Genomic DNA, 12,037 nt, shown 5'->3' on the forward strand with positions numbered 1-12,037 from the left:
CGCTCCAAGGTCATCGTGGCGGTTTTCGGCAAGTGGCACGGCTATCCCCGAACACCCCATTCGGGCATCTTCATCAGTACGCTAGTGCCTGCCTCTCCGGCTGGCCGAGCAGCGCGACGAGTCCGCCGAACACCACAGGGCGCCAAGGCGTCGTGTCTCGTCAGTCAACGAGGTAGTGAGCCTCAATGTAGGCGACGGTGGAGTCGTACGGCTCCCCCACCGGCTTCAACATGTACCGGCGGAAGACGGCGGCGGTGGCGCGGCGGACGCCCCGGTTGCGAGCGTCTGCGTTGTCCCATGACTGGGCGAGGGTCCGGGTGACCACCTGGTCGATTTCTTCGGCCAGGTTCCTCTCCGTGACGTTGAGGCCGGGCGGTGCGTGGTCGTGGATGATCCGCGACAAGACGCCAACCCGGTCGTCGTCCAGCACGATGATGGCTTCGTCGGGGTGTTTCTCGGCGTTGACGATGGCCCGGGCGATCCGGAGTGCTTCGGCCAGGAACTCCAGGGCGTCTTGGGCATTCTGGATGATCCTGTCCCGCAGGAGCCTGATCCGCTCGGCGAGGGCGGTGTACTTCGCGGACCCTGGTTCGACCCCCTTGTCGAGGGCGGCCTTGATGTGGTCCAGGATCTCCGCCGCGGAGGGGGGTGTCTTGTCCTCGCCGTCGTCCTTGCCGGGCTTGGGGCGGACGAGGGCCATCAACTCTTTGAGGATGGTGATGCCCTGGGCGTCCAGGACAAGGGCTTCCTCCTGGGAGGCGACCACGGAGAAGGAGTGGACGTGGGCGTTGATGATCTCTAGGACCATCGGTCCCAGCTCGCCCAGCCGTTCCTTCCTCTCCTCGTCGGAGGACTTCTTGAACAGGGTTGTGTACACGGATCCGAACAGCCCGAAGCCGTCCCGGTACTTGGCGATCCGCTTGTCGGTGTTGATGAGCGGGTACAGGCGGGCCAGGAGCCGGTAATCCTTGGAGAACACCTCGGCGGCGCCGGGGTTGGTGTCCAGGAAGGCGTTGATGGCCCGCACGGACTCGTATCCGTGGACCGTGAGGTCCAGGTCGTCGGCGTCTGCGAGGAGGTCTTCGATGCGGGCGAAGGTGGTTCGGAACTCGGCGACCAGCTCGGAAACATCGGTGACGAATCCGCCGCCCTCGCCGGTCCCCTCGGCGGTGGGGTCGACGACGGCGCGCTGCACTTCTTCGGCCAGGCCGATGTAGTCCACGACCACGCCGGAGGTCTTTACGAATCCGGTCGGGGATACCCAGGTGCGGTTCGGGCGGGTAATCGTCTGGAACAGGGTGTGGGCCTTCAGCGGCTTGTCCAGGTAGAGGACGCCCTCGTTGGGGGCGTCGAACCCGGTCATCAGCTTCGCGGTCACCACCAGGAAGCACAGCGGGTCGTCAGGTGTGAGGAACCGCCGCTTCTGTTCCTCCTCCTCGGCCTCCGAGAGGCGGTACGGCCGCATGGCGGGGTCTTCGTCCTTGGAATCGGAGACGGAGATGTTCACCTCGGCGGTAATCCGGGCATGCTTCCCGACCTCGGTCAGCACCTGTGAGGCCTCGAAGCCGGCCAGCAGCTCGTTGATCTTGTCCGTGTACGCCACGGCCAGTTGGCGGTTGTAGGCGACGACCTGGGCCTTGAGGCCGTTGCGGTAGGCGCCAGCCAGGTAGTGATCGACGATGTCCTGGCAGACCGTGTGGATACGGTCGGGGTTGGCGAACACCGAGGTGAGTCGCCCGAACTTGCGGGACAGGGCCTCACGGTCGGGGTCGTCGAGGTCGAAGTCGTCGGCGAACTGGTCGAACTCGGCCTGCAACTCCTGGTCGTTCATCTCGAAGGAGACCGGGTGCGGGTCCAGCATGACCGGGACGGTCGCCTCGTCCCGCAGAGACCTCGACACGGAGTACCGGTGCAGCACCCTGCCCGGGTCGGCCTCCTCGCCGAAAAGGGCGAAGGTGTCGGTGGCGAGGTTCCTGAGAGGGGTGCCGGTCATTCCGAAGAACTTCGCGTTGGGCAGTGCCGCGCGCATCTGCTCGGCCAGGGTAGGCCTGCCGCGGAGTCTCCCCCGGTCCCGGCTGACGGCTTGGGTGCGGTGTGCCTCGTCGACCAGCACGATGATGTTGCCCCGGGTCGACAGGTCCTTGCCGGCGTCGGCGAACTTGTGAACGGTCGTGGAGATGACGCCACGCACGTCGTCGGCCAGCAGAGAACGCAACTCCTGGCTGGTGGCAGGCTGGTGGAAGTAGGCGTCCCCCATCGCCGAGGTGAACACCCCAGAGGTCTGCCGGACGAGCTGGGTGCGGTCGGAGAGCAGGATGATCGTGGGTGACTCGGTGCGGGTGTCGGCCAGCAGGAGCGAGGCGGCGAACACCATCAGCAGCGTCTTTCCGGAGCCCTGGTGGTGCCAGATCAGGCCCTTCGATCCGCCCTCTAGGACCCGCTCGTGGATCAGGTGCGCCGCCTCCATCTGCGGATAGCGGGGCAGGTACTTGTTGTCCACCCCACCGCCAGAGGTGTCGAAGAGGGCGAAGTTCGCCAGCATGTCCAGGACGGTGGCCGGGTTGAGCAGCAGCTCGACGGAGCGCTGCACGTCGGCCTGGCCGGACAGGTTCTCGTCGTCGGCGGTGGACCGGAACGGCTGCCACAGGTTCGTGGGCGCACCGGCGGCACCGAATCGCAGGTTCAGCCCGTCGGAGGCGGCGGCGAAAACGTTGGGGGTGAAGAACCACGGGTAATCGGTGGTGTACACGTCGTTGATCTCGCGGGCGGCGTCAACCCACCCGGACTTCGCGGTCGGCGACTTCACCTCGACCACGACCAAGGGCAGCCCGTTGACCCAGTACACGAGGTCGAACCGGCGGGAGGTCTTACCGGGGACAGTGATGGTCACCTCGTCCGACACAACCAGCGTGTTGGCGGTCGGGCGCTCGACGTCGATGACCCTCAAGGCGTGCCACACGCCGTCGGCGTCCCGGAACTCCTTCTGCCCGCGCAGCAGGCGTAGCACCTGCTCGTTGGCCCGCACCAGCCCGCCTTCAACGGCGTTGACCGTGGCAACGATCTCCTCGACCACCGGATCGACGTCGAACCCGTCGATCACCCCGGGGTTGAGCCGGACGATGGCGTTCCGCAGCTGGCTGGCGACCACCGTCTGCGTCGTCTCTCGCTGCAGCGACCTGCCCGCTGTGAAACGCCAACCCATGGGGAGGGACCACTGGATCATCAGGTTCTGGAACTCGCGCTCTCGAATGCCCTTCGCCATGGCTCAGACCTCCAGCTTGGCCGACTCGATGTCGATGGTGCGGTCCAGCAGACCCGAGAGCAGTGCCACCCGTGCCTGACGGAGACGTTCCGCCTCAGCACGGAGGGCGGCGACCTGGGTGTCCATCGCGTCAGCCATTCCCGAGATGCGCTCCTGCTCATCACGAGGCGGCACGGGCATAACGATCTTATTGAGGTTTGCGGCGGAGACGCGAACAACCTTGGTCTCGCTCGTGAACCGACGCTTCATGTGGTGAAAGAGGGGCGAGGCGAAGAAGTACGAGACGAACTTCGGGTCGAGATCATGACGGAAGATGAAGCAGTCGTCGTGAACCGCCACATCATCATCACCCAGCCAAGCAACAGCCTTACCGACGTCCTCGACGTTCTCGCTCGTCCCGGCGATTACCACATCGCCGGGTTGTGCCAAGCGCATCGAGCCGCGGAAGCTCTCGGGCAGGTACGTCACCGTGCGTGTAGCCGACGCCCCGTGATCCGTGTAGATCTGGCCGTAGTGGATGCATCCCAGGCCGGAGTGCACGTAGTCGCTCTTCACGAACCGGCGGCCACGGCCGAGCGTCCCAACTTTCGACAACGGAGCGGACGACCATCCTTCACCGCCACGGGAGAGTATGTCTCCCAGAGCAGCGTTACGGAGGCGAAGAAGACTATCTGCCTCGGCGTCGAGTGCGGTGATCTGGTTCTCGACCGCGCCGATGACCTCGATGATCCGCCCCTGGACAGGAAGCGGCGGCACGGGAACCACCCACGCCTCGAAGTCGGCTTCCTTCCATCGCGCACGCCCCTCGGAGCCTGCGCGCATCGCACTGATCTGCCGCAAAACTTCTGAACGCTGGAAGTTGAGGAGGAGGAAGCGGGCGTCCACTTCCTCTTCGTTCACTTCGTAGAGCGGGAATTCATTCGTCGCCAGAGCACCGTCAAGCTCAGCGGAAACGACATCGAATGCACCCTTGTGAGTGTCGATTCGGTTGAATGTAAAGTCTCCCTCACGCGCCCTATAGAGAAATTTGGCCTTGACCGTCTCAGTCGTTACGAAACCCCTGGCGTAGCCGCCTTTGCCGTACCACCGCACACCCATCGTGCGGTATCCGGTACCTGGTTCCAGGCGGACTATCTCCCGCCGCTGGCGGGCGATCTTCCCCGCAGGAACATGGCGCCAGTCACTCATCGAAGCCCTCGATCCCGGCGGTTGCGAGGACAGCAAGCATGCGCTTCTCGGTCTTCTGGCGCTCAGCTCGGGCGATGTTGTAGGCATCGATGAGGGTGCCGAGATGTTCCTGCTCGGCGGCGGCCTGCTTGATGTACCGCCCGATGTTGAGGTCGTACCCGTTCGCCGCGATCTCCGTGCCGGAGACGAATCGCGCCGCGAGTCCGCCGTCGCCGTCAGGATCGACCGGGTTGCCGTTGGCCTCGAAGTCCGAGTGGTAGGCGGTGACCACGTCAGCGATGTCGAGCGCAGTGAGGACATTACGGTTCTTGGCTTTGGTGAACCGCTTGGAGGCGTCGATGAACAGCACCCCGTCCCGGCGCTCCTCGGCCTTGGTGCCAGGGGCACGAAACACCAGAATGCAGGTCGCGATCGACGTCGAATAGAAGAGGTTCGCCGGCAGACCGATCACGGCTTCCAAGAGGTCGTCGTCCAGAACGCGCTGACGGATGGCTGCTTCCTGGCCACCCCGGAAGAGGACGCCGTGGGGTAGGACGACGCCGGCACGGCCCTTCTTCGGTCCCATGCTGGCGATCATGTGCTGCACGAACGCCCAGTCCGCCGACGACTGCGGAGCGACACCGCCGATGGCGCGCGGGTCCTTGGTCCAGGGTTTCCACTTCAGACTGTAGGGCGGGTTGGCGACGATCACATCGAACTGTTCGATGGACCCGTCCGGCTTCTTGAAGCGCGGGTCCTTCAGGGTGTCGCCGACCTCGACCTGAAACTGGGTGAGGTTGTGCATGAAGAGGTTCATGCGTGCCACACCCGCGGTTTCCGGCACCGCCTCCTGCCCGTACAGGCGGAGCGTGTAGCCACGCCCGCCGTGAGCCTTCAGCAGGTTCGCGGAGGCGATGAGCATGCCGCCCGACCCGCAGGTCGGGTCGTACACCGACTCGAAGCTCTTGGGGGCCAGGATCTCGACAATCAGCTCGACGACCTCGCGCGGGGTGAAGAATTGGCCAGCGCGGGTGCCGGACCCGTCGGAGAACCGCTTCAGCAGGTACTCGTACGCCCCACCGAGCACGTCGTGGGACATGTTGCCCTCGTGCATCTTCGGGGTGCGGTCCATCGCCTGCAGGACCGCCGCCAGCACCTCCCCTGCCAGCACCTCTTCAGAGGTCCAAGTCAGGGAACCGAATAGGCGGGAAAACTTGCCAGGGTTGGCCGTCTCGATGGCCTGCAGGGAGGCGCGGACCCGTTGGCCGAGGCCGGGCTGGGTGATGCTGGCGAGGATCGACGACCAGGAAGCGCGACGCTGCTGGACGGTACCGGGGCGGATGAGCGGGATCTCGAATGATTGGTAGTCGCGGTACTCGATCTCGTGGGCTTCCTCGGCCGAGAGGCTGTCTAGGAGACCCTTATTCTCAGCCAGAAACGCCTGGTGCTGGTGGTCCCAGGTGTCGGACAGGTACTTCCAGAACATCAGCGGGAAGACGACCGAGGAGTATTGCGCTTCGGGCATCGCCACGCGTAGCTCGTCGGCGGCGTCCCACAACCGGCTCTCGATCTCCTGCTGCGTTACTGCCATAAGTCGGGGTGTCCCTGCTCGTGAAGGGGGGCGACCGGAAGGCCCCAGTGTGCCTGCTGGTCACCCTATTTCGAGCGTGCCAGGCGATGCGCACCGGGCGTGTCCTGCTGGTTAAACACCAGCGGAACAGCTCCCCGTGTCGCACGCCTCAGGGACGCCAGGGATGCAAGGCCGTCACCTACTCAGCACTACCGGTAGCGTTGCCATGTGGCTCCAAGATCGTCTGCGAAGAGCGATCGCAGCCTGTGGGCCAGCTCGCGGGCGACTTCGGGGCGGCCAGCGAGTGCATCGATAGTGCTGGTGACGAGCTGCAGCTCCCGAATCCGGCGCAGGACCGTCCAGCCGGTCCAAGCCATGAGGTCAACGCCATAGGCATCGACAAAGAGTTTGTAGGCGGTCCGTGAGCGCCCGAACCGGGCGGCTCCGTGGGCGGTTGGTACGAGATCCCACTCCCGCGGGCCGATGCACATTCCGTCTAAGTCGCAGAGTAGAGGCCGCGGGCGAGCAGTGGCACCACCACCCGATGCCGCCAGAAGGATGTTCCCGGTGTGTGCGTCGCCGTGAATGACGCCTGGCGGCAGCTGCCAGGCGACCCGATCCAGATCCTCTTCCGCCTTGTCGCAGCGGCGGTGAAGATCGCCTAGCAGGTCGATGGTTCGAACCCCGAACTCTGCCCTCGACCATCGCTCCAGCTCGTTGGCTCCCTGAGGTGGTAGCGCAGCGGCAGCGTTGAGACGCCGTCGGAACTTCTCGATTGGCGACCAGCGCGGCAGCGCTACATCGAGCCGGTCAAGGCTGTGGAGCTCACGAAGCGGCGCAGCCAGGTCGACCGGCTCGGGCTCGTCGCCAGCGGTGGGAACGTACTGCCACGCCGTGGCAACCCAGTCCCCACTGAAGATCGGCTGAGCAGTCACGCCGGAGGCCAACCGCACGGTGGGCATGCCGACCTGCTCCAGACTTGCTGCCACCGACACCACCCGCCGGGCGAGCGTCGCAGCATGGGGACCGGCGGCAAGTCGGATCACAAACGGCGGCGCCACGAAGACTGCGTTCATCGTGTACTTGACGAGCCTGGCACCACCCGGGTCCACGCCGACCTGAGCACAGACGTCGCTCAGATGGCCATGGAGCTCAGCGGCGACAGTATCGCTGAGTGCGGTGGTCATCAGTCCCCCTGTAGCTCGGCGATCCTGCTGCCGAGGGCAGCAAGCGCCGGTTCCCGCGCGGCCTTCGGCGCGGCAAGCTCCCACAGAGCGTTCAACCGATCGTTAACGCGAGCTGATCGCATCCCATCCGCCACCAGGCCCACCGCCTTCATCCCGTATTCGCCAGCGGTCGCGAGATCACCGGCCAGAGTACTCGCCGTGGCTACCGAGATCAGGTCGAAGATGAACGACCGACGATCTTGCGGGCGGCGTAGCCGTACCGCCTGGTGCGAGTGCTCGGCAGCGCGGTCGACGTACCGCACGTGCTCCGGGTGACGGGCCAGGGCGGAATAGGCGACGGCCGAGATTCCATGGACGTCAGCCTCGGTCAGCGCGAAGTGAGTCCAGGCCGGCGCGGTGTCCAGGTCGGCCTGATCGAGCTCACGCCGTGCACGGGCCAGGCTGTCGACGACTTGGCGGTCGGCACCGAGAAGTGCGTAGGCCCAGGCGGTGTTTGCGTGCAGTATGGCGACGCTGGCGTGGCAGGCAGCTTGCTGCGCCGCGAGCTGCCCAAGGCCGAAGAGTTGCAATGCTTCTGCGGGCTGCTCCTGGTGCAGACTGACCCGCCCGAGGCGATACAGCGAATTTGCGAGCAGTGGCAGCGAGTCAGTCTGCCGGGCCAGCACGAGGCTTTGAGTGAGATGCCGACGCGCCATGTCGTGATCGTCGAGATCGTGCGCCACCCAGCCGACAAGGTTGTGCAACTCGGCGAGAGCATCCTGCAGGTCGGCAGTCACCACCTCGGTGCACCTCACTTGCAGGAGCTTCGTCGCCCATGCCACGTAACCGCGTGCGGATTGCAGGCAGCGGCCTCCGCCGGCGGCGGCGTCGAGTCGGCGGTGGAAAGCGGTCACCGCTCGCACGGTGGCTACCTCGTCATGGCCGACGGCGCCGGGGACTGCGATATCCGGAGAGCCGGGCAGATACCGCTCTACGCCGACGGGTATGGCGCCTACCGCGATGCTCGCGACGACGCCGAGCAACTCGCGAGGATCGAGTGGCGCAACGACTTCAACCGGCTCGATGGACGTCCCCTGCCGGTAGTGCTGAGCCTGCTCGTCAAGTGCGAGCCCCATATAGTGCCGCGGGATAAGCAGTCCTTCAGCGATGCGCTCCAGTACGGCGTAGTCGGTGACGATGCGCCGGCCTGCGGCGATCTCTGAGACACGGCTGGCGCCCAAGCCCGTCGCGGCCGCGACCGAGGACCAACTGAAGCCCCGTTCCTTCAGAAAGCCGAAGACGGCTCCGATGTCGTGGCGTGCGAGGTGTACGCGCATGGCGACACCGCGATAGGCGCCCTCGTGCCACCACTGCGGTCTGACGACCCGCTGCATGGATGTCACCTCCTCCGGCTGCGGATACTGCGCAGAGTAGTCGTCCCCTGGCATGATGTCCGCCCTGCCACAGGGTTCCGTAGCCGGCCATCTCACTGTGAGACGCCCACCGTGGGGCGCTCACCGGTGGCTAGCTGGTGACAACCGGGATCGGCCAAGGTCGTTGCCATGCCAGTCAGACGCCACCGCCAACTCCGGGTTCCCGCTCAGAGGTTGACGGCCGGAGCGGACGAGTCTCCGGTCGGTGAGGACAACCGTCGTGACACTGGCCTGGACGGGTTCGGGGTGGGTGCTGTGCAGGCGGCCCGCTCGCCTCGGACCAGTACGCGGCAGGAGAGCAGGCAGGCGTTAACCCGAGACGTCGGCAGCCTTCCCGCCCGCGTACACCGGAGGTCTGTGCTGTTCGGGATCGCCGTCCCCCGTGCGATCCGGCGCCGGACCACTGGTGACGTGGTGGCGTGCCGGTGCCATCGTGCGCCGGCACGCCACCGCGGACCACTCGCCACACAGCCACCGGAGGGGCAGGCAGCCCACCTGCGGCCGTGCACCGGACAGGAGCGGTTCATGATCGGCGAGCACATCACGGTTCCCCGTCGGTTCGCCTTGGTGCGTTACCCGGACGGCGATGACAGCCGAGCGGTCATCGCGTGGGGTATCGAACTGCCCGACGGTTCCGCCGTCTCGCTGAGCCTCGACAGCCAGGCGGTCGCCGTCTGCAGCAGAGCTGTCCATTGCGAACTCATCCACGGCGCCGAGCTGGTCTGGATCGATGGCGAGATCGGTGACCTCGAGAAGGAGAGGCCGTCGTGAAGACCGCCGACGTGGCCAGGAGCCAGGCCGCGCAGCCCCCGCCGGACAGCGAGTTCCGTGCGACCGCGCGCGTTGTCCTGGACATCCATCGGGACGACGACGGCTTCTGTCTCGGCTGCTACGTCTACTTCCATCAACTCAAGCCTTTCCCGTGCGAGTACTACTTCTGGGCGGCACGAGTCATTACCACGTATCCCAGCCCTGCGCCCCTGGCTGGCGGAACCCCTACTCAGAATCGTCGGTCTGAGCGCGCCCGGAGCACCCCAATCCTGCAGTTGGTGTCGACCGTTTCTGCCACCGACGAGACGGTGGTCATGCGCCTGAGGTAATGCCCTCGATCTCCGCCAGTAGCGGCGGTACCGGCGACCGTTCCAGAAGTACGGAGACCCAGCTCCATCGCGGGTCAGGGAGACCCGTGGAACCGAGAAGGAGGAACACATGGCAAACGGAATGCTGGAGCTTGCCACGCTGGCGCTGGCCGCGATCCTCGCCATCACCGTGCGCGAGTTCGACACCCTCCTCGGCGTCGCCCCGCAGTCGCCACTGCGCTGGCTCTTCCCCACCGCGTACGTCGCTGCCGCCCTCGTCGGCACGGTCTGGGCACTGATTCTCCGCGCCGCGAAGCCCGAGATCTACCAGGCCGTCGGCCTCGGCGCGGAGAGCGCAACCGCGTCCCTGCGCAGTCCTGACGCCATCCGCCAGCCGGCCTGACCCGAGCCAGGGAGTGAGCATGACCGCCACCAGCACCACCGTGACCGTGCGCCAGGCGACCCGCGACGACACAGGTCCCCTGACCTCAATCCTCGCCGCGGCGTTCTTCGACGGACCCGTGGCCGATTGGCTGGTCCCCGACCACGCCGATCGCCACACCGTCTACCGCCGGTACTTCGAGCTCGTCCTCAACCACGGCCTCGATCACGGTTACGTCGACACCACCGCCGACCTGTCAGCCGTGTCGATCTGGTACCCCCGCGCCGAACCCCCGCTCGGAGAGTCGCCGGGGTATCAGGCAGCGCTGGAAGCGGCCACGGAGTCGTATGCGCCGAAGTTCACCCTTCTCGACGCGGTGTTCGAGGCCTTTCATCCGATCGAGCCGCACCACTATCTCGCGTACGTCGCTGTCAAGCCCGAGCAGCAGAGCCGCGGCGTCGGCGCGGCGTTGCTCAACCACAGCCACCGCCAGCTCGACGCGCTCGGCATGCCCGCGTACCTGGAGGCGAGCAACCTACGCAATCGAGAGCTGTACGTCCGACTCGGCTACCGCGCGGGGCCACCCTTGATCCTGCCCACGAGCGGACCGACGATCTGGCGGATGTGGCGTGGGAAACCGGACGCGGCCCGGCCGAGCGGCTTTCCCGCGAGTGGCCCGCTGTCACGCCGGCGGTCACTGTGACCTCGGCGGCGGCGACCCAGCTTGGACGGCCCGGTCTCCGCTTGCTGGGCGTGGGCCTTGTCGTGGATCTCCTGCTCACCGGCTGTCAGTCGAATACGCCTGCGGGCGACACGCCTGTCCGGCGAGAGTCGTCAGCTGCCGAGAGTCAGCCTGCGGCGGTAGCGAGTACTTCCGCCTCCGGCCCGGGCCTGACCCCGCAGCAACGGTTGATGCTCCTTGCCGAAAACATCGAGGGCACAGCGGCCGACGAAACCGTGGGCCAGCCCTACACCTACCTGCACATTCAGACCTGGGCCCGCGCGACCAATGCGATCACCCGGACGGATCTTCGGCGTTGGCGGCACGACGCGGACGGCTCGGGTCAGGAGATCGTCCGTCGTCTCCCCGAGCTCGCGGGCGTCACCCATCGGCCAGGACGCGACGAGCCGAAGCAGCTCGCACACGCGCCTGAGACCTCGACGCGGCACTTGGCGAACACCCTGCATCCATACCTGCCCGAACCCCTGCCAACCGACGCGGGCACATTGGCCGGCGCGCTGGCACCGCGCGAGCTGGCGGCCGAGCCCGCGTACCCGCGAATGCTCGCCGGGGGCATCGTCACTCTCGCGGCGAGCCAATACCTCGATCGGGAGCAGCGAGCGACAGTCCTGCGCGTCCTCGCGTCTGTCCCCCGGATCACGTACCTCGGCCACACCAGCGACGTCGTCGGGCGCAGGGGCCTGGGCTTCGCCGTGTCCGCCGACGGGTCGACGTCCCAGCTCGTGATCGACCCGCGCAACGGGGAGATCCTCGCCGCTCGGGAAGAACTGACCGAGCGTCGGCCGGGCTTGTTCTCGTACGTGCTCATCCTCGAACGCGGCAGGACCAACGGCGCCGGAATTTCCGCGCGGCCCTGATCCACCAACGCCCGACAGCTACCAGCTGCGCAGCTCCGCCCGCAAAGGGGGCGGTAGGGGTGGCACCGCCGCCATGAGGCAACCACCTCGGCATCACCCCGGGTCAGTTCGGCCCGGGTTCTCGGATCGGAGGAGAAATGGCAAACGGCACCCTGGAGCAGACCGCCATCGGCAGCGACGACGAGTTCGACCTCGACGTCAGCCTCCTGGAGGTGGCCGACCTCGCGGGTCTGGTCAACCTGACCGACGACGGCTGCGGAAGCACCTGCACCGCCTGCACCACCAACGTCGCCTGACCGGCAACCTTCCAACGCCGGCCGGCACGACGGCAAGCATCAGTTCCGTTCGCGCCGGCCGGCAACCCGCCCAGATCCTCGCT

General features: G+C 66.4%; 11 protein-coding genes. 6 read left to right on the forward strand and 5 right to left on the reverse strand.

Going from position 1 to position 12,037, the window contains the following annotated elements:
* Positions 1-160: 160 nt before the first annotated feature.
* The 5 genes from ABZU52_RS11625 to ABZU52_RS11645 form a co-directional block, all read right to left on the reverse strand.
* Complete coding sequence (locus ABZU52_RS11625) at positions 161-3,262, reverse strand: HsdR family type I site-specific deoxyribonuclease (RefSeq protein ID WP_354971002.1); 3,102 nt, start codon at positions 3,260-3,262, stop codon at positions 161-163.
* A 3-nt stretch (positions 3,263-3,265) separates the two neighbouring features.
* Complete coding sequence (locus ABZU52_RS11630) at positions 3,266-4,450, reverse strand: restriction endonuclease subunit S (protein WP_354971003.1); 1,185 nt, start codon at positions 4,448-4,450, stop codon at positions 3,266-3,268.
* The gene (locus tag ABZU52_RS11635; protein WP_354971004.1) at positions 4,443-6,020 is read right to left on the reverse strand and encodes an N-6 DNA methylase; all 1,578 of its coding nucleotides are present in this window, start codon (positions 6,018-6,020) and stop codon (positions 4,443-4,445) included. Before ABZU52_RS11635 ends, ABZU52_RS11630 begins: the two co-directional genes overlap by 8 nt.
* A gap of 188 nt (positions 6,021-6,208) precedes the next feature.
* Positions 6,209-7,186: an aminoglycoside phosphotransferase family protein gene (locus ABZU52_RS11640; protein WP_354971005.1), complete on the reverse strand. Its 978-nt coding sequence runs from the start codon at positions 7,184-7,186 to the stop codon at positions 6,209-6,211.
* Positions 7,186-8,559 carry a tetratricopeptide repeat protein gene (locus ABZU52_RS11645; protein ID WP_354971006.1) on the reverse strand — a complete coding sequence of 458 codons (1,374 nt, stop codon included), beginning with the start codon at positions 8,557-8,559 and terminating at the stop codon, positions 7,186-7,188. Before ABZU52_RS11645 ends, ABZU52_RS11640 begins: the two co-directional genes overlap by 1 nt.
* 564 nt (positions 8,560-9,123) lie before the next feature.
* Here ABZU52_RS11645 and ABZU52_RS11650 point away from each other — a divergent pair.
* The 6 genes from ABZU52_RS11650 (at position 9,124) to ABZU52_RS11675 (ending at position 11,954) form a co-directional block, all read left to right on the forward strand.
* On the forward strand, positions 9,124-9,369 hold the full coding sequence (locus tag ABZU52_RS11650; RefSeq protein WP_354971007.1) for a hypothetical protein: 246 nt from the start codon (positions 9,124-9,126) through the stop codon (positions 9,367-9,369).
* A complete protein-coding gene (locus tag ABZU52_RS11655; RefSeq protein ID WP_354971008.1) occupies positions 9,366-9,698 on the forward strand; it encodes a hypothetical protein in 333 nt (110 codons plus the stop codon). Before ABZU52_RS11650 ends, ABZU52_RS11655 begins: the two co-directional genes overlap by 4 nt.
* Before the next feature lie 109 nt (positions 9,699-9,807).
* Positions 9,808-10,080: a hypothetical protein gene (locus ABZU52_RS11660; RefSeq protein ID WP_354971009.1), complete on the forward strand. Its 273-nt coding sequence runs from the start codon at positions 9,808-9,810 to the stop codon at positions 10,078-10,080.
* Positions 10,081-10,099: 19 nt separating this feature from the next.
* Positions 10,100-10,762: a GNAT family N-acetyltransferase gene (locus ABZU52_RS11665; RefSeq protein ID WP_354971010.1), complete on the forward strand. Its 663-nt coding sequence runs from the start codon at positions 10,100-10,102 to the stop codon at positions 10,760-10,762.
* A gap of 62 nt (positions 10,763-10,824) precedes the next feature.
* Complete coding sequence (locus ABZU52_RS11670; protein WP_354971011.1) at positions 10,825-11,658, forward strand: hypothetical protein; 834 nt, start codon at positions 10,825-10,827, stop codon at positions 11,656-11,658.
* Positions 11,659-11,795: 137 nt separating this feature from the next.
* Positions 11,796-11,954, forward strand: coding sequence for an FxLD family lanthipeptide (locus tag ABZU52_RS11675; RefSeq protein WP_354971012.1), 159 nt, complete (start codon positions 11,796-11,798; stop codon positions 11,952-11,954).
* Positions 11,955-12,037 lie beyond the last annotated feature (83 nt).

Source organism: Micromonospora sp. NPDC005220, from assembly GCF_040607895.1.
GTDB lineage: Bacteria > Actinomycetota > Actinomycetes > Mycobacteriales > Micromonosporaceae > Micromonospora.